Origin of the sequence: Klebsiella sp. K4 (assembly GCF_014596785.2) — a bacterium.
Lineage (GTDB): Bacteria > Pseudomonadota > Gammaproteobacteria > Enterobacterales > Enterobacteriaceae > Klebsiella > Klebsiella pneumoniae.
The window spans coordinates 963,160-988,265 of the sequence record NZ_CP115021.1 but is presented as its reverse complement, the minus strand read 5'-3'; the positions used below and the strand labels follow the sequence as shown (position 1 = coordinate 988,265).

Below are 25,106 nucleotides of genomic sequence, written 5' to 3'. Positions count from 1 at the left end.
TTGTCTCAATCAAATAAAACGAGCTCGTTCAGAGCGGCAGCGCCGCGAGGCGCAGCGACGCTGCACAGAACGATGATGTCTATATTCTCCCATAATGGAACCGCATGACCAACTACAGCCTGCGTGCTCGCATGATGATTCTGATTCTGGCGCCAACCGTCCTGATAGGACTGTTGCTCAGTATTTTCTTTGTCGCTCATCGTTATAACGACCTGCAACGCCAGCTGGAGGACGCTGGCGCCAGTATTATCGAACCGCTGGCGGTCTCCAGCGAATATGGCATGAACTTGCAAAACCGCGAATCCATCGGCCAGCTGATCAGCGTTCTGCATCGTCGCCACTCGGAGATCGTGCGGGCCATCTCGGTGTACGATTCGCATAACCGCTTATTTGTCACCTCCAATTACCAGCTCAACCCCAGCGAACTGCAGATCCCGAAAGGCGAGGCATTCCCCCGTCACCTCAGCGTCATCCGCGATGGCGACATGATGATCCTGCGCACGCCTATTGTCTCGGAAAGCTATTCTCCGGATGAATCACCCGAATCTGACGCAAAAATGCCGGGCAATATGCTGGGCTACGTCGCCCTGGAGCTGGATCTAAAATCGGTTCGCCTCCAGCAGTACAAAGAGATTTTTATCTCCAGCGTAATGATGCTGTTCTGTATCGGCATCGCGTTAATCTTCGGCTGGAGGCTGATGCGCGACGTCACCGGGCCAATCCGCAATATGGTTAACACTGTCGACCGCATCCGCCGCGGACAGCTGGACAGCCGGGTCGAAGGCTTTATGCTCGGCGAACTGGATATGCTGAAAAATGGCATTAACTCGATGGCCATGTCGCTGGCGGCATACCACGAAGAGATGCAACACAACGTCGACCAGGCGACCTCCGATCTACGGGAAACGCTTGAGCAGATGGAGATCCAGAACGTCGAGCTGGACCTGGCGAAAAAGCGCGCCCAGGAGGCGGCGCGCATTAAGTCTGAGTTCCTGGCCAATATGTCTCACGAGCTGCGCACCCCGCTCAATGGGGTGATCGGCTTTACCCGCCTGACGCTGAAAACCGATCTCAACGCTACGCAGCGCGACCACCTGACCACCATCGAACGTTCGGCCAACAATCTGCTGGCGATCATCAATGACGTGCTCGACTTTTCCAAGCTGGAAGCCGGGAAGCTGATCCTGGAGAGTATTCCGTTCCTGCTGCGCACTTCGCTTGATGAAGTGGTCACCCTGCTGGCGCATTCCGCGCACGATAAAGGGCTGGAGCTGACGCTGAATATTAAGAACAATGTACCGGACAACGTTATCGGCGACCCGCTGCGTCTGCAGCAGATTGTGACCAACCTCGTGGGCAACGCCATCAAATTTACCGAGCACGGCAATATCGACGTACTGGTGGAGCAGCGGGCCATCAGTAATTCCCGGGTACAGATCGAAATTCAGATCCACGATACCGGCATCGGCATCCCCGAGCGCGACCAGTCCCGGCTATTCCAGGCCTTCCGTCAGGCCGATGCCAGTATTTCACGCCGCCACGGCGGCACCGGGCTCGGGCTGGTGATCACTCAGCGTCTGGTCAAAGAGATGGGCGGGGATATTTCGTTCCACAGCCAGCCGAACCGCGGCTCCACCTTCTGGTTCCATATCAGCCTCGATCTCAACCCGAACGCCATTCCGGATACGCTGAACACCGACGGGCTTGTCGGCAAACGTCTGGCCTATGTGGAAGCCAACGCGACGGCGGCGCAGTGTACCCTGGAGATGCTGGCCGCTACGCCGCTGGAGGTTATCTACAGCCCTACCTTCTCCTCGCTGGCGGAAGCGCAGTATGACATTCTGCTGGTCGGTATCCCGGTTTCAATGCGCGATTTGTCGCCGCATCGGGAAAAATTAGCCAAAGCCTGCGCGATGTCCGATAACGTACTGCTGGCCCTGCCGTGCCATGCCCAGGTCAGCGCCGAAGCCCTGAAGCGCGACGGCGTTGCCGCCTGCCTGTTAAAGCCGCTCACCACCACCCGTCTGCTACCGGCGCTGGTGGCTACCAGCCACGCGCTTGCCTCCGCGCCGCTGATGCAGATCGACAGTCATAAGTTGCCAATGACGGTAATGGCCGTCGACGACAACCCGGCTAACCTGAAGCTGATTGGCGCCCTGCTGGATGATCTTGTGCAGCAGGTGATCCTCTGCGACAGCGGCCAGCAGGCGGTGGACAAGGCCAAGCAGCTGCAGATGGATCTGATCCTGATGGATATTCAGATGCCGGATATGGACGGCATCCGCGCCTGTGAGCTTATCCATCACCTGTCCCATCATCAGCAAACCCCGGTTATTGCGGTCACCGCGCACGCCCTGGAGGGCCAGCGTGAGAAATTACTGAGCGCCGGCATGAACGACTATCTGGCGAAGCCAATCGAAGAAGAGAAACTGCACGCACTGCTGTTGCGCTATCAGCCCGGCCTGCACAGCGTCGTTCCGGCGTCGCTACCGCCCGCAGAGCCGATCGTCGATCATAATCAAACGCTCGACTGGCAGCTGGCGCTGCGCCAGGCGGCCATGAAGCCGGACCTGGCGCGGGAGATGCTGCAAATGCTGATCGCCTTTATGCCGGAGGTGCGTAACAAAGTTGAGGAGCAGCTGGTGGGCGAGCAGCCGGAAGGGCTGGTGGATCTGATCCATAAACTGCACGGCAGCTGCAGCTATAGCGGCGTGCCGCGGCTGAAAAAGCTGTGCCATACCCTGGAAAGTCAGCTGCGGGCAGGCACCGCCGCCGAGGATCTGGAGCCGGAGCTGCTTGAGCTGTTAGATGAGATGGATAATGTGGCCCGCGAAGCGTGCCGGATGGGGGTGTAAACCCCGGATAGCGGCGCTACGCGCCTCATCCGGGCTACGTCCTACGGTCCGGTATTCGGTTGGTAGCCCCGGTTAGCGTAAGCGCCACCGGGGATGGTTCCCGGATCGCGGTGCTACGCACCTTATCCGGGCTACAAATACCACTGCGCCAGCCGGGTTACCGCCTGTCGCCCATCTGCAAAACCGCGGCTACGTTACGCGCCGTCATTCGCAGGTTGGCGGCGGCATTGGCCAACGCTTCATCAAGGGTACAGATGGTATACAACACGCTGAATACCGCATCCAGCCCGTGCTGATGCACGACGCCAACATCGGCGGTAAGACTGCCGGCAATCCCGATCACCGGGACGTTAAAACGCTTCGCCACCCTCGCCACCCCCACCGGCACTTTGCCGTGGATCGTCTGGCTATCGATACGCCCTTCGCCGGTGATCACTAAATCGGCATCCGCCACCCGCTCAGCCAGCTGTAGCGCATCGGTGACAATCTCAATGCCCGGACGCAACTGAGCACCACAGAACGCATACAGCGCCGCACCCATGCCGCCCGCCGCGCCGCCGCCCTCAAGGCTCAGCACGTCGATATCTAAATCGCGGGCGATAATCCGGGCATAGTGCCGTAGGCCGCTATCGAGCCGGTCGATCATCTGCGCTGTCGCCCCTTTTTGCGGGCCGAACACCGCGCTGGCGCCCTGCGGGCCGGTCAACGGGTTGGTGACGTCGCAGGCAACGTCAATCCGGCAATCTGCCAGCCGCGAATCGAGTTCGCTGAGATCGATGAGCGCCAGCGTCTCCAGCGCGCCGCCCCCGGAGGCGATTTGCTGGCCCTCGGCGGTCAGCAGTTTCGCCCCCAGCGCCTGCGCCATCCCGGCGCCGCCGTCATTGGTCGCACTGCCGCCAATACCAATAATGATCTGTCTTACCCCGGCGTCCAGCGCATGGCGGATAAGCTCCCCGGTCCCCCAGGAAGTGGTCAGCAGCGGGTTACGCTGCGCCGGCGGGACGCTCTCCAGGCCGCTGGCCGCCGCCATTTCGATAAAGGCGCACTGGCGATCGCCGGACAGCCCGTAAAATGCCTCAACCGGCTCGCCCAGCGGCCCGGTGACCGTCAGCGGAACCAGAAGCCCGCCGGTCGCCGCCACCATGGCTTCCACCGTCCCTTCCCCACCATCGGCAACCGGCAGCTTGACGTACTCGGCGTCAGGATAAATCTCGCGAAAGCCTTGCTCTATCGCACTGGCCACTTCCAGCGCGCTCAGGCTCTCCTTCCAGGAATCCGGTGCGATCACTATTTTCATCTGCTGTCCTTACTCTGAGCCAACCCCTGGCGCTGTCGCGCAATGCCGGCCCCCGCAGAGGCCGGCGGACTTTTAGCGCACCATGCATGGACGCTTGTTGTCAAAGGTCCAGCCCGGGATCAGATACTGCATCGCCATCGCATCGTCGCGGGCGCCAAGACCATGTTTCTTATATAGCTCATTTGCCTGCATCACGCGGTCCATATCCAGCTCAACCCCCAGGCCCGGGGTACTCGGTACCTGCACCATGCCGCCTTTGATTTCAAAAGGTTGTTTGGTCAGACGCTGGTTGCCCTCCTGCCAGATCCAGTGGGTATCGATAGCGGTGATCTTGCCCGGCGCCGCTGCCGCGACGTGGGTGAACATCGCCAGCGACACGTCGAAGTGATTATTAGAGTGCGAACCCCAGGTCAGACCGAACTCATGGCACATCTGCGCTACGCGCACCGACCCCTGCATGGTCCAGAAGTGCGGGTCCGCCAGCGGGATATCCACCGATTGTAGCGACAGCGTATGGCCCATCTGCCGCCAGTCGGTGGCGATCATATTGGTGGCGGTCGGCAGGCCCGTCGCGCGGCGGAACTCGGCCATCACTTCGCGGCCGGAGAAGCCCTGTTCGGCGCCGCACGGATCTTCCGCATAGGCCAGCACACCCTTCAGCTGTTTACCAATCTGAATGGCCTCCTCAAGCAGCCAGGCGCCATTGGGGTCGAGAGTGACGCGAGCATTCGGGAAGCGCTTCGCCAGGGCGCTGATCGCTTCGGCTTCTTCAAAACCGGCCAGCACGCCGCCCTTCAGCTTAAAGTCGTTGAAACCATATTTTTCATACGCCGCTTCCGCCAGGCGGACCACCGCATCCGGCGTCATCGCCTCTTCATGGCGCAGGCGATACCACTCGCACTGCTCATCCGGCTGGCTCTGATAGGCCAGCGGCGTCGCATGGCGATTACCGACAAAGAACAGATAACCCAGCATTTCGACTTCGCTGCGCTGCTGGCCATCGCCTAGCAGCGAGGCGACGTTGACCCCAAGGTGCTGGCCCAGCAGATCCAGTAGTGCCGCTTCGATGCCGGTCACCACGTGAATGGTGGTGCGCAGGTCAAAGGTCTGCAGGCCGCGGCCCCCGGCGTCGCGGTCGGCAAACTGATTGCGCACCGCGCCCAGCACGTTTTTATACTCGCCCAGCGTTTTGCCCACCACCAGCGGAATAGCATCCTCCAGGGTCTGGCGAATTTTTTCACCGCCCGGGATTTCACCGACGCCGGTATGGCCGGCGTTATCTTTGATAATTACGATATTGCGGGTGAAGTACGGGGCGTGCGCGCCGCTCAGGTTCATCAGCATGCTGTCATGGCCGGCAACCGGGATCACCTGCATGGTGGTGACAATGGGCGTTGAAGAGAAAGTCGTCATAGCATCATCCTTTTTAATTAGTGGCGGCCGAAAACGGGACGTTTGCGGTCGAATGTCCAGCCGGGGATCAGGTACTGCATCGGGCCCGCGTCGTTGCGCGCGCCGCCCGGCAGCGCTTTATAGGCCTCATGGGCTCTGCGCACCTGCTCCCAGTCAAGTTCCACGCCGAGTCCCGGCGCGTCTGGCACGGCAATGCTGCCGTTAATAATCTGCAGCGGATTTTTGGTCAGGCGCGCGTCGCCCTCCTGCCAGATCCAGTGGGTATCGATGGCGGTGGGGTTGCCCGGCGCGGCGGCGCCGACGTGGGTAAACATCGCCAGGGAAATATCAAAGTGGTTGTTGGAATGGCAGCCCCAGGTGAGCCCCCAGTCGTCGCACAGCTGCGCCACCCGCACCGCGCCGGAGAGCGTCCAGAAGTGCGGGTCCGCCAGTGGGATATCGACGGCGTTGAGCATCACCGCATGGCCCATTTCGCGCCAGTTAGTGGCTATCATATTGGTGGCGACCGGCAGCCCGGTGGCGCGGCGGAACTCGGCCATCACCTCCCGGCCGGAGAAACCCTGCTCGGCGCCGCACGGATCTTCGGCGTAGGTCAGAACATCCTGCAGCCCTTTACACAGCGCGATGGCCTCATCCAGCAGCCAGGCGCCGTTAGGGTCGACGGTGATGCGCGCATCCGGGAAACGCTTTTTCAGCGCCCGCGCGGTGTCAATCTCCTGCTCGCCGGGCAGCACGCCGCCTTTGAGCTTAAAGTCTTTGAAACCGTAGCGATCCTGGGCGGCTTCCGCCAGACGCACTACCGCCTCGCTGCTCAACGCCTGCTGGTGGCGCAGGCGGTACCATTCGTGATCGCCCGGCGTATGGTCCAGATAGCCAAGGTCGGTTTTCTGCCGATCGCCGATATAGAACAGGTAGCCCAGCACGGTGACGGCATCACGCTGCTTACCCGGGCCCAGCAGCTCGCAGACCGGCACATTAAGCACCTGGCCGAGCAGGTCGAGCAGCGCCGCTTCCAGCGCCGCCACCGCGTTAACCTTCAGTTCGAAGGTCCACGCCCCTTTGCCGAAGGTGTCGAAATCCGCCGCCTGATTGCCTTTGTGCACCTGCTGCACCACGCGATTGAGTCGGGCGACCTCCTGGCCCACCACCTGCGGGATCGCCGCCAGCAGCGTCTGGTAGATGACCTCTCCGCCGGGCGCTTCGCCGACGCCGGTATGGCCGGCGTTATCGGTTAACACCACGATATTGCGGGTAAACCAGGCGTTATGCGCTCCGCCGATGTTCAGCAGCATGCTGTCGTGCCCGGCCACCGGAATGACCTTCATCTCTGTGATAATCGGGCTGGATTGAGTAGTCATGATTAACGTCCCGCTACAGGTTTCAGTTCGATACGTTTGATATCGCCCACCAGCACCAGATAGCTCAGCACCGCCACCAGGGCATGGATACCGACGTAGATCAGCGCGCCGTTGAACGAGCCGGTGGTGCCGACGATATAGCCGATGGCGATCGGGGTGACGATGCCGGAGATATTGCCGAACATATTGAACAGACCGCCGGAGAGACCGCTAATCTCTTTCGGCGCGGTATCCGCCATCACCGCCCAGCCGAGGGCGCCGATCCCTTTGCCGAAGAAGGCCATTGCCATAAAGCCGATCACCATCCACTCCACGTTGACATAGTTACACATCAGCATGGTCATGGAGAGCAGCATCCCCAGCACAATCGGCGTTTTACGCGCAATGTTCAGCGAGCCGGTGCGGCGCATTAACCAGTCGGAGATCACCCCGCCCAGCACCCCGCCGACAAAGCCGCACACCGCCGGAATGGAGGCGACAAAGCCGGCTTTGAGGATCGACATGCCGCGCGCCTGCACCAGATAAACCGGGAACCAGGTGATAAAGAAGTAGGTTAAGGCGTTGATGCAGTACTGACCGATATAGATGCCGATCATCATCCGCGAGCCGATCAGTTGCTTGATCTGCCCCATTTTGACGCTAAACGGCACTTTCTGCGCGCTGCTCTTCTGATCCATGTTAATCAGCGCCCCGCCTTCGGCGATATAGTCCAGCTCTTTCTGGTTCACGCCCGGATGGTTGTTCGGATCGTGGATCACTTTCAGCCACACAAAGCTGATCACAATCCCCAGCCCGCCCATAAAGAAGAACACATGCGACCAACCCACCTCATGCGTCAGCCAGCCCATGATCGGCGCGAAAATAACGGTGGCAAAGTACTGGGCGGAGTTAAAAATCGATACCGCTGTCCCCCTCTCCTGCGCCGGGAACCAGGCGGCGACGATCCGGCTGTTGCCGGGGAATGACGGCGACTCGGCAAGTCCGACGAGGAAGCGCAGGGTAAACAGCGCAACGATAATGCCAAAGCCGCTGAAGATATCGACGAAGCCCTGCAGCAGGGTAAACATCGACCAGATGAAGATCGACCAGAAATAGACGCGCTTCGAGCCGAAGCGGTCGAGCAGCCAGCCGCCCGGGATCTGGCCGATGACATAAGCCCATGAGAAGGCGGAGAACACATACCCCATCCCCACCGGATCAAGGCCGATATCCCTGGCCATTTCCGAACCGGCGATCGACAGCGTCGCCCGGTCGCCATAATTAAAAGAGGTGACGATAAACAGCATCACCACTATCCAGTAGCGGGCGTTGGTGCGCTTTTCAGCCGCCGTCGCCGCCTGACTTAATGAACTCATTGTTGTACTCCTGAATCATAGCGTTTAGCTACGTTCATTCTGAACAGCACAACCTGTAGGGTAATCAGAATGACGTGGTCGTGTTTTGATAGTTGTCGTTATATCTGGCACTGCATTTATCACTGGCTGGAGCAGTATATGAAGAGGCACACCGCGGCTCACCGTGCATCCACACAGCTTTTACGCCGCTATTGCAGGTGGTTTGTGGCGAATGCCTGAAAGAATGGGGGGAAGTTCACGGAAATGAAAAGCCAGCGCCGCTGGCGCCGCATAGCGTAGCAAAAAGGGCCGGAGTGTGAAATACCTCACTTGACCCGGTGAAACTGGCTGGCTTAAGCCATGATATTGCTAAGGATATTGTGGCGTTTGCCTAAAGGCGCGGCGCCTGGAAAGCGCTACTATTTTGACGTCCGCGTATCTGGCCGCGACGTATTGAAAGAGCGCCCTCTGCGTAGGGAGAGGGCAGCGCTTTTATGCGAGCAGGGTGGCCCACTGCTCAACCCACGGATTGGAGACGCTCTCCGGCTCCGGGTCTTCGCTGGCGTCAATCTTCAGCATCTCGCCGATGCGCTTCGCGCCCTGCTCCTGCAGCAGCTGATCGAACTTCAGGCCGCCGCCGCAAAAGTTGGCATAGGTGCTGTCGCCGAGCGCGATAATGCCGTACCGCAGGTGAGGCTGATACATATCTTTGATGCCCTCATACAGCGGGACGATGCTGTCCGGCAGATCGCCCTGCCCGGTGGTGGAGGTGACCACCAGCACATACTTACCCGTGTAGGATTCCCAGTCGTTGACCTGCGGATCCTCATACACGGTAGCCTTGTGTCCCAGTCCGCTGAGGATCGCTTCCGCTTCTTCCGCGACCAGCAGCGAGTTGCCGTACATGGTGCCGACAAAAATTCCGACTTCCGCCATGCTATTATCTCCCTGGATTGACCTTATTCTCTTCATCCTGACCGCTGTCGTCGGCAAACTCAACCCTTTCATTTAGCGGGAGAAGCCCGCGCCAGCCAAACTGCGACAGCGCGCGCATCCAGACGTCGTCAAAACCGGCGCGCAGGGTCAGCGGCTCGCCGGTAAAAGGATGGGTTAACGACAGCTCGCTGGCGTGCAGCATTAGGCGGTGACAGCCAAAATGTTCCGCGGCGCTGCGGTTTTGCCGCAGATCGCCGTGCTTGCTGTCGCCGAGGATCGGATGACGGAGGTGGGCCAGATGACGGCGCAGCTGGTGCTTGCGGCCGGTTTTCGGCTCCAGTTCCACCAGCCCATAGCGCGAGGTGGGATAGCGCCCAGTCGCCACTGGCATCTCCACTGTCGCCAGACCGCGGTAGTGGGTTACCGCTGGCTGCGGCCCTTTATCTTCGCGGGCGAACTTATCGGCGATTCTATCCAGCTCCTCCACCAGCGGGTAATCCAGCAGCGCCTCTTCCATCAGCCAGCCGCGGACGATCGCATGGTAGCGCTTCCGGATCTGGTGCTGCTCGAACTGTTGCGCCAGCAGCCGGCCCGCCTCGCTCGACAATCCCATCAGCAGCACGCCGGAGGTGGGCCGGTCGAGACGATGAGCGGTAAAAACGTGCTGACCAATCTGGTCGCGCACGGTCTGCATCACCACCACTTTCTCGTCGCGATCGAGCCAGCTGCGATGCACCAGCCAGCCCGAGGGTTTGTTGACCGCCACCAGCCAGTCGTCCTGGTAGATAATCTCCAGCATCAGGCCTGCTCACCGGCAAACAGCGCGTCTAACAGCAGAAGTTCCGCCAGCATGGATTCGCGGACCGGGTGGGCCTGATCCAGAGCCATTTCGTAATAAGGCGCAACGGCAAAATTTTGCGGCAGCGGCTGGCCGCTCTCCAGCAGCTGGTGCATACGCGGGATCAGGACCCACTGCAGCCACTCCAGCGGCTCCAGGGTATCCAGGCAAAACGGCTTATCGCTGGCGAAGGCGCTGCTGTCCGGCGCCGTCTCCTGCCAGTGCTCCGTTTCGCGCAGCAGGGCTTCAATGGCGCGCAGGCGATCGCGCACGCTATCGTGAAGAGTCATGGGGAAACCTCGATGAGTTAAAAACCGGGCGCAGGATAGCAAATCCGCAGGAGAAATAAAAAAAGGGAGCACTGTATAAACAGTGCTCCCGGTTCGTTTTGCAGCAGTCCCGCTACATTGGTGCTCCCTGCTCGTCCTTGAAAACTTTTCCTGAGGTCTCCTGACCATGTTCATCCATAAACACGTGCATCCTGCTTTCACACCACCCCGATGCGAAATGACTTATCCATAAGTTTGTCCCGATCTTCCTGATCCACCGTTCATCCTGAGCGGCTCTCGTTCTCCATCCTGGAGGTGTCCATTACGCGATCCTGCGTTATCCTTGCTTCATCCTGAAGCCTGTCCCTGCAACGCCGTCCTGGCGGGTCCTGCAGAAGCGCCATCATCCTGATGTTCGCTTCATTTCGCGACGTCCTGTCGACAGACATAGGATCACTGATTCTGCCCCTTCTTACAACCCTTCTTGAGACAATCTCTTAAGATTAGTCCCCACTCAAAAGGACGAAAAAATTAAGATCTGATTTAATACCAACAACTTATATAAAAAAGTATGGATTAAATTTACCTTAAATGATGACGATCTCTTACAGGTTTTGTAAGAGATCTCTCACAAACGATCTGGCAGACTGGATTACAGAACTGGCTCAAGGTGGTTGAGGAAACCCGCAAGTGAGGGAGAAAGCGTAATGCGTTTGGCGGTGCCGAGGGTCTCTTTGACTACCTCGCCGCTGAGATTACAGACGGAAATCACATCCATTTCACTCTCGAGGGTGGCGATAAACAGCGTCGGCGACAGCTTCAACCGCTTCTGCACCACCAGGTGCCCGATTAAATTTTCCTGCACCCGCTGGAAATCCTCTTCACTCCAGGTCTGCAGCAGCGTCAAGGTTTCGCCGGCAAACCGGCCGGACATATCGCCGGCAAACTGAGTGGTATAATAAGAATGAAGCGGCTGTTGTACCACAATGTCGAGGGCGCGTTCAACCGCGCTGATATTTTGCGCCAGCGAAAACGGCTGCGGCTGCCAGAAAACGGCCTCGCCCTGGGTGTCGACAACGCAAGGCGACGGGACGCCGTAAAGCTCTTCACTGCGCGGCAGGCTGTGGCGCTGCTGCTGCCAGACGGCGCAATATCGTTGGGTAAAAGCGCGTAGCGCTTCTGCTGTCTGATGGTCCACCGGTTTCTCTCTTCACGTTAGACAGGATACACTGGAGCAATAGTGTACCCGCTTTACTATGGTGAAACATGTCTTCTTACGATAATCATCAGGCGCTGGCCGGCCTGACGCTCGGTAAATCAACCGATTACCGCGATACCTATGACGCCTCGCTGCTGCAGGGCGTGCCGCGCAGTTTAAACCGCGACCCGCTGGGCCTGCATGCCGATAATCTGCCGTTTCACGGCGCCGATATCTGGACGCTGTACGAACTCTCCTGGCTGAACGGCAAAGGTCTGCCGCAGGTGGCTGTCGGCCACGTCGAGCTGCCCGATACCAGCCTCAATCTGGTGGAGTCGAAAAGCTTTAAGCTCTATCTCAACAGCTTTAACCAGACCCGTTTCGCCAGCTGGCAGGACGTTGCAGAGACGCTGACTCGCGATCTCAGCGCCTGCGCGCAGGGGAAGGTGAAGGTATCGCTCTACCGCCTGGATGAACTGGAAGGCCAGCCGATTGCCCGCCTGCACGGCACCTGCATCGACGATCAGGATATCGAGATCGATAACTATGAGTTCAGCGCCGATTACCTGCAGGGCGCCGCCAGCGGCAAAATCGTGGAGGAGACGCTGGTCAGCCACCTGCTGAAGTCTAATTGCCTTATCACTCATCAGCCGGACTGGGGCTCGGTGCAGATCCAGTATCGGGGGGCGAAAATCGACCGCGAGCAGCTCCTGCGCTATCTGGTTTCGTTCCGCCACCATAACGAATTCCATGAGCAGTGCGTCGAACGTATCTTTAACGATATTCTCCGTTTCTGCCAGCCGGAATCGCTTTCCGTTTACGCCCGCTATACGCGACGCGGCGGTCTGGATATCAACCCCTGGCGCAGCAATGGCGACTTTTCCCCCGCCATCGGCCGCCTCGCCCGTCAATAATAAACAATTTCACAATTTGCGTGCGTTTAGGCGCGCGCAAGGTTGTGGAAACGCCGTTCGCAGGGCTATTGTAATCACAGGAAGACCATAAGCGTCCTGTAAGGAGTTCACTTGATTACACATGTTAGCCCGCTTGGTTCAATGGATATGCTGTCGCAGCTGGAAGTGGATATGCTTAAGCGCACCGCCAGCAGCGACCTGTACCAACTCTTTCGCAACTGCTCGCTTGCTGTGCTCAATTCGGGGAGCCTGACCGATAACAGCAAGGAGCTCCTGTCCCGTTTCGAAAATTTCGAGATTAACGTGCTGCGGCGCGAACGCGGCGTGAAGCTGGAACTGATCAACCCGCCGGAAGACGCCTTCGTTGACGGGCGGATTATCCGCTCCCTGCAGGCCAACCTGTTCGCCGTGCTGCGCGATATCCTGTTCGTTTACGGCCAGATCCACAATACCGTTCGCTTCCCGAACCTCGATCTCGAAAGTTCGGTTCATATCACTAACCTGGTGTTCTCGATCCTGCGCAACGCCCGCGCGCTGCACGTCGGCGAGGCGCCGAACATGATCGTCTGCTGGGGCGGCCACTCCATCAACGAAAACGAATATCTCTACGCCCGCCGCGTCGGTACGCAGCTGGGTCTGCGGGAACTGAATATCTGCACCGGCTGCGGGCCTGGCGCAATGGAGGCGCCGATGAAAGGCGCCGCCGTCGGCCATGCGCAGCAGCGCTACAAAGACAGCCGCTTTATCGGCATGACCGAACCATCCATTATCGCTGCGGAACCACCGAACCCGCTGGTCAATGAACTGATCATCATGCCGGATATCGAAAAGCGTCTGGAGGCCTTCGTACGTATCGCCCACGGGATCATTATTTTCCCGGGCGGCGTCGGCACTGCCGAAGAGCTGCTCTACCTGCTGGGTATTCTGATGCATCCCGACAACAAAGCGCAGGTGCTGCCGCTGATCCTCACCGGGCCGAAGGAGAGCGCCGACTACTTCCGTGTACTGGACGAGTTTATCACCCATACCCTGGGCGAATCGGCCCGTCGCCACTACCGGATTATCATTGACGACCCGGCGGAAGTGGCGCGGCAGATGAAAAAAGCGATGCCGCTGGTGAAAGAGAGCCGTCGCGAGACCGATGACGCCTATAGCTTTAACTGGTCGATTCGCATCTCGCCGGACCTGCAGATGCCGTTTGATCCGACCCACGAGAACATGGCCAACCTCAAACTCTCCCCGGATCAGCCGGTGGAAGTGCTGGCCGCCGACCTGCGTCGTGCCTTCTCCGGGATTGTCGCGGGGAACGTCAAAGAGGTGGGCATCCAAGCCATTGAGCAGTACGGTCCTTACAAACTGCACGGCGATCCGGAGATGATGCGCCGTATGGACGATCTGCTGCAGGGCTTCGTCGCCCAGCACCGCATGAAGCTTCCGGGCGGCACCGCCTATATTCCTTGCTACGAAATCATCGCCTGATTTCCCCCTCTCCCGCCGGGGCATCGCCTGACGCCTGCCCCCGGCGGGCTCTCTTCCTCTGACTTCCAGAACGCGCTAAAAACCTTTCTGTTACTAATCAATCACCTGAATTATTTCTACATAGCCAAACGTTTGCGTTGGTAAAAACTGCGACAATTATCACTGCAAAAAATGGTTTTAAGCGCAAAAACGTCGACTAGTTCTCTTTTTTACAGTAAATCCCTCGTTATTACGCCGCTCCGCTTTTATCTCATATGCTGCAAATGGTAGCCTTCGCGCCACAAATCGCTGGCTGATCACCAGAAACAGGCTGTTGGACTAAAAATACGCACATTGAAAGTGGATTATTGCATTTGAGATCGCGATCACTGATGCATAAACCATATAAATGTATCTTTCCGGCCCAATTATTACGGAGAAAATTTCTAAAAAAACCGTAATTAAACGAATTTCATGTTACGCAATTGTATTTATTCATTAGATTTTGTTGATTCCTCCAGGAGATACAGATGGAAACCACTCAAACCAGCACCATCGTTTCGGGCGAAACCCGCAGCGGATGGCGTAAAACCGACACCATGTGGATGCTGGGCCTGTACGGTACAGCGATTGGCGCGGGCGTCTTGTTCCTGCCGATCAACGCCGGCGTTGGCGGCATGATCCCCCTGATCATCATGGCGATTCTGGCCTTCCCGATGACTTTCTTCGCCCACCGCGGCATGACCCGCTTCGTGCTCTCCGGGAAAAACCCGGGCGAAGACATCACCGAAGTAGTGGAAGAACACTTCGGCGTAGGCGCAGGTAAGCTGATTACCCTGCTTTATTTCTTCGCTATCTACCCGATCCTGCTGGTTTACAGCGTGGCGATCACTAACACCGTCGAAACCTTCATGGCGCATCAGCTGCACATGACGCCGCCGCCGCGCGCCATTCTGTCGCTGATCCTGATCGTCGGCATGATGACCATCGTGCGTTTCGGCGAGCAGATGATTGTGAAAGCGATGAGCGTGCTGGTGTTCCCATTCGTTATCGCGCTGATGGTGCTCGCCCTGTATCTGATCCCGCAGTGGAACGGCGCGGCGCTGGAGACGCTCTCCCTGAGCGGCGCTTCCGTTACCGGCAACGGCCTGCTGATGACCCTGTGGCTGGCGATCCCGGTGATGGTCTTCTCCTTCAACCACTCGCCGATCATCTCTTCCTTCGCGGTAGCCAAACGTGAAGAGTACGGCGAAGGCGCTGAGAAGAAATGCTCCAGTATCCTCGCTCGCGCCCACATCATGATGGTGCTGACCGTGATGTTCTTCGTCTTCAGCTGCGTTCTGAGCCTCTCTCCGGCAGACCTGGCGGCGGCGAAAGAGCAGAACATCTCGATTCTTTCTTACCTGGCGAACCACTTTAACGCGCCAATCATTGCCTGGATGGCGCCGATCATCGCGATGATCGCCATCACCAAATCCTTCCTTGGCCACTATCTGGGCGCTCGCGAAGGCTTTAACGGCATGGTGATTAAATCCCTGCGCAGTAAAGGCAAATCGATTGAAATCAACAAACTGAACAAGCTGACCGCGCTGTTCATGCTGATCACCACCTGGATTGTGGCAACCCTGAACCCGAGCATCCTCGGTATGATCGAGACCCTTGGCGGCCCGATTATCGCGATGATCCTGTTCCTGATGCCGATGTACGCGATTCAGAAAGTCCCGGCGATGCGTAAATACAGCGGCCATATCAGCAACGTCTTCGTGGTGATTATGGGCCTGATTGCCATCTCCGCGATCTTCTACTCTCTGTTCAGCTAATTCATTCAACGCCTCCCCCCGCGCCGCTTTACGGCGGCGCGCTTTCCGACAGCACGGGAATACATATGATCAGCGTATTCGATATCTTTAAAATCGGCATTGGCCCTTCCAGCTCCCATACCGTTGGACCGATGAAAGCGGGCAAACAATTCACTGACGACCTGATCGCGCGCGGCCTGCTGGCCGAGGTGAGCAAAGTCGTCGTCGACGTCTACGGCTCCCTCTCCCTGACCGGTAAAGGCCACCATACCGATATCGCGATTATCATGGGACTCGCCGGCAACCTGCCGGACACCGTCGACATCGACGCCATTCCGGGCTTTATTCAGGACGTTAATACCCATGGCCGCCTGATGCTGGCCAACGGTCAGCACGAAGTGGACTTCCCGGTGGATCAGTGCATGAACTTCCATGCCGACAACCTGTCGCTGCATGAGAACGGCATGCGCATCACCGCCCTGGCCGGCGACAAGGTGCTCTACAGCCAGACGTATTACTCTATCGGCGGCGGCTTTATCGTTGATGAGGAGCACTTCGGCCAGACTACCGAGGCGCCGGTTGCCGTTCCTTACCCTTACAAAAACGCCGCCGACCTGCAGCGTCACTGCCGTGAAACCGGGCTGTCGCTCTCCGGCCTGATGATGCAGAACGAACTGGCGCTGCACAGCAAAGAAGCCCTTGAGCAACACTTCGCCGCGGTGTGGGAAGTGATGAGCGCCGGTATCGAGCGCGGCATCACCACCGAAGGCGTCCTGCCGGGCAAACTGCGCGTCCCGCGCCGCGCCGCCGCGCTGCGCCGCATGCTGGTGAGCCAGGACACCACCAACAGCGATCCGATGGCGGTGGTCGACTGGATCAATATGTTCGCCCTGGCGGTGAACGAAGAGAACGCCGCCGGCGGCCGGGTGGTGACCGCGCCAACCAACGGCGCCTGCGGTATCGTGCCGGCGGTGCTGGCCTACTATGACAAGTTTATCCGCAAGGTGAACAGCAACTCCCTGGCCCGCTATATGCTGGTCGCCAGCGCAATTGGTTCGCTGTATAAGATGAACGCCTCCATCTCCGGCGCCGAAGTCGGCTGCCAGGGTGAAGTGGGGGTCGCCTGCTCGATGGCGGCGGCCGGTCTGGCGGAACTGCTGGGCGGCAGCCCGGGTCAGGTGTGCATCGCGGCAGAGATCGCTATGGAGCATAACCTCGGCCTGACCTGCGACCCGGTCGCCGGCCAGGTGCAGGTGCCGTGCATCGAACGCAACGCTATCGCTGCCGTGAAAGCGGTCAACGCCGCGCGAATGGCGCTGCGCCGGACCAGCGAGCCGCGCGTGTGTCTCGATAAAGTGATCGAGACCATGTACGAAACCGGCAAAGACATGAACGCCAAGTACCGGGAAACCTCCCGCGGTGGTCTGGCGATGAAGATTGTTGCCTGCGATTAACCTGCTGGCCCGCCACGCGTCGGCGTGTCGGGCCATCGTCCTGCATAACTCTTTTTGTTATATCAATAAAATTTTAGTTATTTAATGGTTATAAGCGCTGTTTGTTACCTTACGCAAAACCGCTAAGGAGAACAGACAATGTCCAACCGATTCCGCCCCGCCTGGCTGCTGGTCCTCGCCGCCCTCTCTACCTCCGCGCTGGCCAAAGCGCCGGAAACCGTCAACATCGGCTATCAAAAGGCGAATATCTTCGCGCTGCTGAAGTACCGCGGCACGCTGGATGAGAGCCTGAAAAAACAGGGCATTGCCGTACGCTGGGTCGAATTCCCCGCCGGGCCGCAAATGCTGGAGGGGCTGAACGTCGGTAGTATCGATCTGGCCGCGACCGGCGATGCGCCTCCGGCCTTTGCCCAGGCGGCGCAAGCCGATCTGGTCTACCTTGCCCACTCCCCCGCTAACCCGAAAACGGAAGCGATTGTGGTGCCTGAACAGTCGGCAATCCACAGCGTGGCCGACCTGAAGGGCAAGCGCGTGGGGTTGAACAAGGGGTCTGACGTCAACTACCTGCTGGTTGCCGCACTGGAAAAAGCGGGCCTCAGCTATAAAGACATCACCCCGGTCTATCTGCCGCCGGCGGACGCCCGCGCCGCTTTCCAGCGCGGGGCGATTGATGCGTGGGTGATCTGGGATCCGTTCCTCGCAGAAGTGGAAACCAACGCGAAAGCCCGACAGATCCGCAATGCCGAGGGGCTGGTGCCGCACTACACCTTCTATCTCGCCAGCCGCAAGTTTGCAGATACCTACCCGGAGACAGCAAAGCAGGTGGTGGATGAGCTGGGTAAACTCAGCGCGTGGGCGAACAGCCATCAGGACGAGGCCGCCGGGCTGCTGTCGACCTCAACCGGACTGGATAAAGCCATCTGGCTGAAGACCCTGGCCCGCCTGCCCTACGGTGCCGAACGCATGACCCCGGCGGTGTATAACGAACAGCAGGCGCTGGCGGATACCTTTACGCGCATCGGCCTGCTGCCGGTGAAAGTCGACGTGCGCAGCGCCACCTGGTCGCTGGATAAACCTTGATTTTCCTGACGACGGGAAGCACTGCGCCTCCCGTCGCCGACAGGCTTACCCCGCCGTTTTCTCACCATTGCCTATCTGCCAGATAAAGGTGGGCGCTTCACCGTTCACCAGCCAGTTACCGATATTACGTGCCTTATAAATCACCGGATTATGCGAGGCAACCGTCCGCGCATTGCGCCAGTGGCGATCCAGCGCAAGGCGAGTTCGCGTATCCGACGCCCCGAGGGCATTAAACAGCTCCGTCGCCGCCCGCGGGATCCAGTCGCTGGCGATCACCTGCGCCTGCGCCGCTTCCACTTCCGCCAGCTGGTTACGCCGGGCAATCAATGCTTCGTCGTCGCTGATGTGCGCCACATAGGCCTGCTGCAGCGATTCCGCGGCCTGCAGGACCGCGGCCCGGGTCGCCCATGCCCAGCTGCTGATCTGCCCAACGACCTGCAGAACCTGGGCGTCATCGCGCGGCACGGCGGCGTTGCCGTGGCTGTACATCCGGGAGCGATGTTTGACGCCCTGCGCGGCATCCCGCTCAACCGCCAGGCCAATGCCCGCGAGGGTCGCCAGCAGCACATGCTGGTAGAAGGCGGTCTGATAGCGAAAGCGCTGGGCAAAATCATAGACATGTTCGGTTTCCACCCGAGCGCCGGTAAAGCGGGTGGTCCCGCTGCCGGTCAACCGCTGGCCAAAGCCATCCCAGTCATCTTCCCGCACCACGCCGGTCTGCTGGGTGCTGACCAGGGCTATCACATCGCTGGCGGTATCACTGCGCCGGGCAAACACATCGATCCAGTCGGCGTACAGCGCGCCGGTGCTGTAAAACTTCTCGCCGTCGAGTCGCCAGCCGCCCTCTGCCGGCGTCACTCTGGTGTTCACCTCTCCCAGCTTAACCGCGCCGATCTCCGTCCAGCCGCTGCCCACCAGCTCACCGTCGAGGAAGCGACGAAACCAGCGGTCGCGCCCGGCGGAATCCGGCTGATTCAGCTGATCTTCCACAAAGGCAAAGTGCGCGCGCAGGGCCTGCGGCAGGTTAGAGTCCGCTTGCGCCAGCTCGATCAGCAGCGCGCTGAGCTGCGGCAGCGAAGCGCCCCAGCCGCCCTTCTCGCGCGGGATACGCAGCGTGCCGAAGCCCGCTTCTTTCAGCCAGCGGATCGGCTCATCGGGCAGAATGCGCTGCTGTTCGCGCTCCGCAGCGCCCTGGGCGATACGGGTGAATATCGGGCGGAAGGCGGCCGCCAGCGCGTCATAATCGGTGCCAGTGGAGAGCAGGGTCATTGTCAGTTCCTTATTCATGAAGTGCGTCGATATCTTCTCGCGTCGGTTCATGACGGACCGCCAGCAGGAAGAAAATGGGAATAATGGCGGCAAGCGAGACCACCCAGAACATCTGCGTGCCGAGGGAGGCCTGCAGCAGCGGCAGAATAAACAACGCCAGCGCGCTGCCGATCCCGGAGAGTGCCCGGCTGAAACCGACCCCGGTGGCGCGAATGGCAGTAGGATAGGAGAGCGCCGGGTAGATCATCAGCTGCGCCCCCGGGCCAAACCCTTCGGCGAACAGCCACAGCCCCAGCATCGCGATAGCCAGCACGATACCTGCCGTCGCGTGCGGTTGCCCCACCAGCGCCAGCACAATCAGCGCCACAAACTGCAGGGCGAAGCCGGCTATCGCCACATGACGCGAAGGATATTTCCACGCCAGATGCATACCGAGCAGCCCACCGGTAAAAGCAAACAGGGCGTTCAGCCCCAGCGATGCCGAAATAGTTTCGAAGACGCCAGCCCCGAGGAACTGGGCAAGAATTGACGGCAGGAAAAAGGCAATCGCCGTGTACTCGAAGGAGATACAGATATTCATCACCCCGGCGACGATAGTCCGCTCGCGGTAGGGTTTTTCGAACAGCACGCGGAAGCTCACTTTCGGCGCTGGCGCGGGCTTCGCCGCCGGGACCTCATGGGCATGGATCCCCCAGGAGTCGCGTAAAATACGCACTGCAGAGGTCAGATCGCCCTGGTTCGCCGCCCACAGCGGGGATTCATTCATAAATCGACTGCGGACGGCAATAATCAGCAGTGCCGGCACGGCGCCGAACAGCAGGGAGGCGCGCCACAGCCAGTCAAGATGCTCCTGCGGCAGCAGGAAATAGAGGCCGAAGATAATGAGAAAGCAGACGGTTGAGGCGGCGTACCACATCGGGCACCACGCCGCGAGGCGAGCCGCTTTGTTGCCTTTGCCGGCAAAGCGGGAAAACTCGGCCAGATAGGACATCGCTACCGGCAGGTCGATGCCAACGCCGATGCCCATCAGGAAGCGGGCGCCAATCAACACCCAGACGTTCGGCGCCAGCCCGGCGGCGATAGCCGAAATCACGAAAAAGAACATATCGGCCATAAAAACCGAATAGCGACCATATTTATCGGTCAGCCAGCCGCCGATAATATTGCCGACGATAGTCCCGACCATAATGGACGAAGTCACCAGGCCGGTCAGCAGCGGTGAGAGCTGAAATTCACGTACAACGTCATCAATACCGTAGGAGAGCGTGGTTAAGTCATATGCGTCGAGAAAAACGCCCCCCAGCGCGAGGAAGACAATCATCCGCGCATATTTCGCTTGTTCCTTGCCGGAATTAATTAGCCGCGCCACATCCCCGACGCTACTGACCGGTACCGAAGCGATACCGGGATTATCCACTGGTAATGTACTCATTTTTTCACCTTATTATTTTGTGCAGGTCATCAGCGGTTATAGACCGCGCGCGACGAGAATCAAAACAACAAATCATTCTATAAAAATCAATAAAATCAATAAGTTAATAAATATCACCAGCACAAAAAGGACGCGCTTTCACGCATCCTCAAGGGAAATAAATAACAACGAAAATAGACGTCGTGCAGGACGCTTATTCCGCGGACACTGGAACTAATACGTCTTTTACCAGCGGGTCATCGGTGGTTTTTAACCACGTCTGGATCCGCGGATCAGAAAAAGCCTGTTTTAATTTGACGATATTTTCCTGCGATAAATACGGTGTACCAATCACTAATTGCGAAGCAAAGGTGCGCGGCGCCGGCGGGAATAATATGCCTTTCTCACGCGGCACTTTCCCGGCGTCAAATTGCGAGACATAGCCGATGGCGGCATCCACCGAATTTAACGCCCGCGGCATGGTCAGCAGATCCAGCTCTTTAAAGACAAACTGATGCGGGTTACCGACAATATTTTTCAGCTTCGCCGTGCGCGGCTCCACCGCCGGGTCGAGCGAGATCAACCCAATGCGCTGGAGCAGCCACAGGGCCTGCCCCTGATTGGCGCCATCGTCAGGCACGACAATGGTCGCGCCGTTGGGCAACGCCTGTACCGACGAGTAGCGGTCGGAATAGATGCCAAACGCCCACTGGAACACCGGCACCGTGGTCGACAGCGCAAAGCCGTTAGCGTCCACCACCTGTTTAAGCCACCACTGATGCTGATAGATCGTCCCGGCATACTGACCTTCCGCTACCGCGCGGTCAGCCTGGACCGGATCCTGCACCCCCACCGCCTCCAGTTTCAGACCGTAATCGGGCGCAATATGCTGATTAATATACTCAATGATCCGCTGCTCGCCGGCCATCGCCGGCTCGTAGTGAATTTTTAACGTGCTGCCGAAGACCACCTGCTGGCTTTGGGTATGTCCCCGCCACCACCAGAAGGCGATGGCGAGCAGGATAATCACCGCCAGCGCCGCCAGCCAGGGCCAGCGCCGCGCTTTACGTAACTCAAATTGCTCTGTTGTCATACAAGGTTCCCCTGCGTGTGGCGTAAACGGTTGACCAGACGGTCACCCAAAAATTGAATCAACTGGATCGTGGCGATCAGGGCAACGATCGTCGCGATCATGATGTGGTTGTCGAAGCGCTGATAGCCGTACACCACGGCCAGGTAGCCGATGCCGCCGGCGCCGATGGTCCCGGCGATAGCCGAATACTCGATCATCGAGACCAGGTTTAGCGTCACCGCCGCCACCAGCGCGGGCATGGCTTCACTGAGCTGCGCGCTGGCAATGATTTGCCAGCGCGACCCGCCGCAGACGACCCCCACCGCGGTGACCTCCGCCGGCAACTCGCGCAGCGCGTTCTCCACCAGACGGCCAAAGAACGGGACGCCGGCGGCGATCATCGGCACTACCGCGGCGGGGATGCCAATCGTGGTGCCGGTCAGCCAGTAAGTGAACGGGATAATGGCGGCCATCAGCACCAGAAACGGCAGCGAACGTCCCATATTGACCACCCAGTTCAGCAGCCGGTACAGCAGTGCGTGCGGAAATAAGCCCCGCGGCGAGGCGTTAAACAACACCACCCCCACCAGTCCTCCCAGCGTGACGACAAACAGCATCACAATGGCCACCATCAGCCAGGTTTCGCCATAGGCGGGGAGCAGCAGCGAAGGGATTTCGCCCCAGGGGGTATCCTGACTGATGACTGTCGGTTTCATACCGCCTCCCTGAGCAACGGCGCGCTGTCGAGGATCTCCGCCGTTATGCCGAGCTGCGCCAGCAGGCCCTGCAGTCGCGCGGGCGACAGGCGTTCGCCCTGAAAGCGCACTCCGGCCTGCAGGCGACCGGCCAGCCGACCATTAATCACCTCGACGTGACCGCCAAGGAGATCGATCTGCAGCGCCCACTGCTGGCTCAGGCGGCTGATCCAGTCGGTGGCCACCGGCACATCCCAGCGGTAGCTCAGACGCAGCAGCAGATCGCTGTGGGTAGCTGCCGCCGGCGTCAGCGGCAACAGCTGCTGGCCGAGCAGAGAATCGGGACGCGCCAGCAGATCTTCGATCCGCCCGTACTGGACGATCGTCCCGTCGCGGATCTCCGCCACCGCATCCGCCGCCGTGCGCACCGCGTCCATTTCATGGGTAATCAGGACGATCGCCAGCTGGTACTCATCACGCAGCCGCTTGAGCAGAGCCAGCACCGAGGCCGTGGCCTGAGGATCGAGGCCGGAGGTGGCTTCATCCGCCAGCAGAACGGACGGGCGCAGCGCCAGCGCGCGGGCAATGCCGATCCGCTGGCGCTGGCCGCCTGAGAGCTGGGCCGGCCAGGCATCCGCTTTGTGGCTCAGGCCGACGCTCTCCAGCAGCTCGCCAACCCGCGCCTTGATATCGCGCTCCACCACACCAAGCCACGCCAGCGGCAGGGCGACATTCTCCCAGGCGGTCCTGCGGCTCAACAGCGCCGAAGACTGGAAAACGGTGCCAATCGCCCGCCGTTCCCGGCGCAGCGCCTCGCCGGACAGCGCCGAGAGATCCTGGCCATTGATACGAATGCTACCGCTGTCCGGTTGCTCCAGCAGGCTGATGCAGCGCGCCAGGGTTGATTTACCGGCGCCGCTCGGCCCCACCACCGCGGTGATGGAGCGCTCAGGCACCTGCAGCGACAGCCCTTTCAGCACCGCGCTGAGCCGGCCATCCGCCGTGCGGTAACTTTTATGCAGGTCATCGATAGCGATCATGTCACCTTCTCCTCTACCGATGCCGCCGTGCGCGCATCGCGGCGGTAGCTGGCGCCCGGGTGAGGCGCGGCCAGACGCGGGCCGGCGCCGAACAGTTTTTCGCGCAGGGTCCCCTCGCGGTACTCCTGCTTAAAGGCGCCGCGCTTTTGCAGCTCAGGCACCAGCAGCTCGACGACGTCGCGGAAGGTTTCGTGAGTGACGGCATAGGCGAGGTTAAAGCCATCGACGTCCGTCTCTTCGACCCAGGACTGCAGTTCGTCCGCCACGGTTTGCGCGCTGCCAACCACCAGCGGACCGAAGCCGCCGATCCCCGCCCAATCGGCCAGGGCCTGCACCGTCCACTGGCGGTTCGGATCAGCGGTCGAAAAGGCCTCCACCGCCGACTGAATGGCGTTGGTGTGCAGATACTTCAGCACCTGATCCGGCTGATACTGGCCGAAATCGATCCCCGTCCAGCCGGAGAGCAGCGCCAGCGCGCCTTCATAGCTGACGTACTGCTTATATTCCTGCCACTTCGCCTGTGCCTCGCGGTCGGTGTCGCCGACAATCACCGTCTGCAGGTTGAAGATCAGGATGCTGTGCGGATCGCGCCCCGCCTCAGCTGCCCGGCGGCGAATATCCGCCACCGTCTTCTTCAGCAGCACCTTCGACGGCGCTGCGACGAAGACGCATTCGGCATGGCCGGCGGCGAACTGTTTGCCGCGGCTGGACGCCCCCGCCTGATACAGCACCGGCGTGCGCTGCGGGGATGGCTCGCAGAGGTGGATCCCCGGCACGGAAAAGAACTGTCCCTGATGGTTAATGGGATGGATTTTCCGCGGAACGCTGAAGATCTTCCGCTCTCTGTCGCGCAGCACCGCCCCATCCTCCCAGCTTCCCTCCAGCAACTTATAGATCACCTGCAAATACTCATCGGCATAGTCATAGCGGGTGTCATGGTCGGTCTGGGTCTGCTGGCCGATATTGCGCGCCCCGCTCTCCAGATAGGAGGTGACGATATTCCAGCCCACCCGCCCTTTGGTCAGATGATCGAGCGTCGACAGACGACGAGCGAAGGGGTAAGGATGCTCAAACGACAGCGAGGCGGTCAGGCCGAAGCCCAGATGCTCCGTCACCAGCGCCATTGGGGTGATCAGAGCCAGCGGATCGTTGACCGGAACCTGCGTCGCCTGGCGGATCGCCGCATCGCCGCTGCCGTTCAGCACGTCATAGATCCCCAGCACGTCGGCGATAAACAGCCCGTCGAACTTGCCGCGCTCCAGCAGCCGCGCCAGATCCACCCAGTACTCCAGATCTTTATACTGCCAGGAGCGATCCCGGGGATGCGCCCACAGGCCCGGCGACTGATGGCCGACGCAGTTCATATCGAAAGCGTTAAGACGAATTTCACGTTGTGATGACATAGCAATCTCCATA

The 25,106-nt window shown here is 59.5% G+C and carries 20 protein-coding genes; 6 read left to right on the top strand and 14 right to left on the bottom strand.

The features are described 5' to 3' along the window. The first annotated feature begins 104 nt into the window (after positions 1 to 104). Positions 105 to 2,855 (top strand): two-component sensor histidine kinase BarA, encoded by a 2,751-nt coding sequence (gene barA, locus IB144_RS04900; protein ID WP_004151066.1) that lies wholly within the window; start codon positions 105 to 107, stop codon positions 2,853 to 2,855. Positions 2,856 to 3,012: 157 nt separating this feature from the next. Here the strand turns inward: barA and IB144_RS04895 are convergent, their stop codons facing one another. From IB144_RS04895 to syd, 8 genes are all read right to left on the bottom strand, one after another. After that, positions 3,013 to 4,152, bottom strand: coding sequence for a glycerate kinase (locus IB144_RS04895; RefSeq protein ID WP_004210599.1), 1,140 nt, complete (start codon positions 4,150 to 4,152; stop codon positions 3,013 to 3,015). Positions 4,153 to 4,224: 72 nt separating this feature from the next. Next, positions 4,225 to 5,565 (bottom strand): glucarate dehydratase, encoded by a 1,341-nt coding sequence (gudD, locus tag IB144_RS04890; RefSeq protein WP_040215725.1) that lies wholly within the window; start codon positions 5,563 to 5,565, stop codon positions 4,225 to 4,227. Positions 5,566 to 5,582: 17 nt separating this feature from the next. Beyond that, positions 5,583 to 6,923 (bottom strand): enolase C-terminal domain-like protein, encoded by a 1,341-nt coding sequence (locus tag IB144_RS04885; RefSeq protein WP_004185436.1) that lies wholly within the window; start codon positions 6,921 to 6,923, stop codon positions 5,583 to 5,585. 2 nt (positions 6,924 to 6,925) lie between these two features. Further along, on the bottom strand, positions 6,926 to 8,278 hold the full coding sequence (locus IB144_RS04880) for an MFS transporter (RefSeq protein ID WP_002915225.1): 1,353 nt from the start codon (positions 8,276 to 8,278) through the stop codon (positions 6,926 to 6,928). 471 nt (positions 8,279 to 8,749) lie between these two features. Next, positions 8,750 to 9,193 (bottom strand): flavodoxin, encoded by a 444-nt coding sequence (locus tag IB144_RS04875; protein ID WP_002915235.1) that lies wholly within the window; start codon positions 9,191 to 9,193, stop codon positions 8,750 to 8,752. A 4-nt stretch (positions 9,194 to 9,197) separates the two neighbouring features. Continuing rightward, positions 9,198 to 9,992, bottom strand: coding sequence for a tRNA pseudouridine(65) synthase TruC (truC, locus tag IB144_RS04870; protein ID WP_002915236.1), 795 nt, complete (start codon positions 9,990 to 9,992; stop codon positions 9,198 to 9,200). Continuing rightward, positions 9,992 to 10,321: a YqcC family protein gene (locus IB144_RS04865; protein WP_002915249.1), complete on the bottom strand. Its 330-nt coding sequence runs from the start codon at positions 10,319 to 10,321 to the stop codon at positions 9,992 to 9,994. Before IB144_RS04865 ends, truC begins: the two co-directional genes overlap by 1 nt. Before the next feature lie 631 nt (positions 10,322 to 10,952). Beyond that, positions 10,953 to 11,498 carry a SecY-interacting protein gene (gene syd / locus IB144_RS04860; protein WP_032434995.1) on the bottom strand — a complete coding sequence of 182 codons (546 nt, stop codon included), beginning with the start codon at positions 11,496 to 11,498 and terminating at the stop codon, positions 10,953 to 10,955. A 68-nt stretch (positions 11,499 to 11,566) separates the two neighbouring features. On the opposite strand from syd, the gene queF reads away from it, so the two are divergent. The 5 genes from queF (at position 11,567) to IB144_RS04835 (ending at position 18,203) form a co-directional block, all read left to right on the top strand. Beyond that, on the top strand, positions 11,567 to 12,412 hold the full coding sequence (gene queF, locus IB144_RS04855) for an NADPH-dependent 7-cyano-7-deazaguanine reductase QueF (protein WP_040215716.1): 846 nt from the start codon (positions 11,567 to 11,569) through the stop codon (positions 12,410 to 12,412). Positions 12,413 to 12,523: 111 nt separating this feature from the next. After that, a complete protein-coding gene (gene ppnN, locus IB144_RS04850) occupies positions 12,524 to 13,891 on the top strand; it encodes a nucleotide 5'-monophosphate nucleosidase PpnN (RefSeq protein WP_002915258.1) in 1,368 nt (455 codons plus the stop codon). Between the two features lie 509 nt (positions 13,892 to 14,400). Beyond that, positions 14,401 to 15,690, top strand: a complete 1,290-nt coding sequence (locus IB144_RS04845; RefSeq protein ID WP_004151070.1) for an HAAAP family serine/threonine permease — start codon at positions 14,401 to 14,403, stop codon at positions 15,688 to 15,690. Positions 15,691 to 15,755: 65 nt separating this feature from the next. Continuing rightward, the gene (locus IB144_RS04840; RefSeq protein WP_002915259.1) at positions 15,756 to 17,123 is read left to right on the top strand and encodes an L-serine ammonia-lyase; all 1,368 of its coding nucleotides are present in this window, start codon (positions 15,756 to 15,758) and stop codon (positions 17,121 to 17,123) included. A gap of 138 nt (positions 17,124 to 17,261) precedes the next feature. Further along, positions 17,262 to 18,203: an aliphatic sulfonate ABC transporter substrate-binding protein gene (locus IB144_RS04835; protein WP_002915261.1), complete on the top strand. Its 942-nt coding sequence runs from the start codon at positions 17,262 to 17,264 to the stop codon at positions 18,201 to 18,203. 45 nt (positions 18,204 to 18,248) lie between these two features. On the opposite strand, the gene IB144_RS04830 is transcribed toward IB144_RS04835, so the two are convergent. The 6 genes from IB144_RS04830 to IB144_RS04805 form a co-directional block, all read right to left on the bottom strand. Further along, positions 18,249 to 19,472 carry an acyl-CoA dehydrogenase family protein gene (locus IB144_RS04830; protein WP_040215712.1) on the bottom strand — a complete coding sequence of 408 codons (1,224 nt, stop codon included), beginning with the start codon at positions 19,470 to 19,472 and terminating at the stop codon, positions 18,249 to 18,251. 10 nt (positions 19,473 to 19,482) lie between these two features. Continuing rightward, positions 19,483 to 20,904, bottom strand: coding sequence for an MFS transporter (locus tag IB144_RS04825; protein ID WP_004151071.1), 1,422 nt, complete (start codon positions 20,902 to 20,904; stop codon positions 19,483 to 19,485). 193 nt (positions 20,905 to 21,097) lie between these two features. Beyond that, positions 21,098 to 21,976, bottom strand: coding sequence for a MetQ/NlpA family ABC transporter substrate-binding protein (locus IB144_RS04820; RefSeq protein WP_002915265.1), 879 nt, complete (start codon positions 21,974 to 21,976; stop codon positions 21,098 to 21,100). Beyond that, positions 21,973 to 22,671, bottom strand: coding sequence for a methionine ABC transporter permease (locus IB144_RS04815; protein WP_002915267.1), 699 nt, complete (start codon positions 22,669 to 22,671; stop codon positions 21,973 to 21,975). Before IB144_RS04815 ends, IB144_RS04820 begins: the two co-directional genes overlap by 4 nt. Beyond that, positions 22,668 to 23,690, bottom strand: a complete 1,023-nt coding sequence (locus tag IB144_RS04810) for an ATP-binding cassette domain-containing protein (RefSeq protein ID WP_004174621.1) — start codon at positions 23,688 to 23,690, stop codon at positions 22,668 to 22,670. Before IB144_RS04810 ends, IB144_RS04815 begins: the two co-directional genes overlap by 4 nt. Then, positions 23,687 to 25,093 carry an LLM class flavin-dependent oxidoreductase gene (locus IB144_RS04805; RefSeq protein ID WP_048271015.1) on the bottom strand — a complete coding sequence of 469 codons (1,407 nt, stop codon included), beginning with the start codon at positions 25,091 to 25,093 and terminating at the stop codon, positions 23,687 to 23,689. The genes IB144_RS04810 and IB144_RS04805 overlap by 4 nt, the downstream gene beginning before the upstream one ends. Positions 25,094 to 25,106 lie beyond the last annotated feature (13 nt).

What these genes read in the sequence shown, in the direction of transcription:
- IB144_RS04875 (WP_002915235.1), bottom strand. Translation starts at nt 9,193, where the DNA reads ATGGCGGAAGTCGGAATTTTTGTCGGCACCATGTACGGCAACTCGCTG.
- IB144_RS04815 (WP_002915267.1), bottom strand. Translation starts at nt 22,671, where the DNA reads ATGAAACCGACAGTCATCAGTCAGGATACCCCCTGGGGCGAAATCCCT.
- IB144_RS04895 (WP_004210599.1), bottom strand. Translation starts at nt 4,152, where the DNA reads ATGAAAATAGTGATCGCACCGGATTCCTGGAAGGAGAGCCTGAGCGCG.
- IB144_RS04805 (WP_048271015.1), bottom strand. Translation starts at nt 25,093, where the DNA reads ATGTCATCACAACGTGAAATTCGTCTTAACGCTTTCGATATGAACTGC.
- IB144_RS04845 (WP_004151070.1), top strand. Translation starts at nt 14,401, where the DNA reads ATGGAAACCACTCAAACCAGCACCATCGTTTCGGGCGAAACCCGCAGC.
- IB144_RS04865 (WP_002915249.1), bottom strand. Translation starts at nt 10,321, where the DNA reads ATGACTCTTCACGATAGCGTGCGCGATCGCCTGCGCGCCATTGAAGCC.
- IB144_RS04825 (WP_004151071.1), bottom strand. Translation starts at nt 20,904, where the DNA reads ATGAGTACATTACCAGTGGATAATCCCGGTATCGCTTCGGTACCGGTC.
- IB144_RS04810 (WP_004174621.1), bottom strand. Translation starts at nt 23,690, where the DNA reads ATGATCGCTATCGATGACCTGCATAAAAGTTACCGCACGGCGGATGGC.
- barA (WP_004151066.1), top strand. Translation starts at nt 105, where the DNA reads ATGACCAACTACAGCCTGCGTGCTCGCATGATGATTCTGATTCTGGCG.
- IB144_RS04880 (WP_002915225.1), bottom strand. Translation starts at nt 8,278, where the DNA reads ATGAGTTCATTAAGTCAGGCGGCGACGGCGGCTGAAAAGCGCACCAAC.
- truC (WP_002915236.1), bottom strand. Translation starts at nt 9,992, where the DNA reads ATGCTGGAGATTATCTACCAGGACGACTGGCTGGTGGCGGTCAACAAA.
- IB144_RS04840 (WP_002915259.1), top strand. Translation starts at nt 15,756, where the DNA reads ATGATCAGCGTATTCGATATCTTTAAAATCGGCATTGGCCCTTCCAGC.
- IB144_RS04885 (WP_004185436.1), bottom strand. Translation starts at nt 6,923, where the DNA reads ATGACTACTCAATCCAGCCCGATTATCACAGAGATGAAGGTCATTCCG.
- gudD (WP_040215725.1), bottom strand. Translation starts at nt 5,565, where the DNA reads ATGACGACTTTCTCTTCAACGCCCATTGTCACCACCATGCAGGTGATC.
- IB144_RS04820 (WP_002915265.1), bottom strand. Translation starts at nt 21,976, where the DNA reads ATGACAACAGAGCAATTTGAGTTACGTAAAGCGCGGCGCTGGCCCTGG.
- IB144_RS04835 (WP_002915261.1), top strand. Translation starts at nt 17,262, where the DNA reads ATGTCCAACCGATTCCGCCCCGCCTGGCTGCTGGTCCTCGCCGCCCTC.
- IB144_RS04830 (WP_040215712.1), bottom strand. Translation starts at nt 19,472, where the DNA reads ATGACCCTGCTCTCCACTGGCACCGATTATGACGCGCTGGCGGCCGCC.
- queF (WP_040215716.1), top strand. Translation starts at nt 11,567, where the DNA reads ATGTCTTCTTACGATAATCATCAGGCGCTGGCCGGCCTGACGCTCGGT.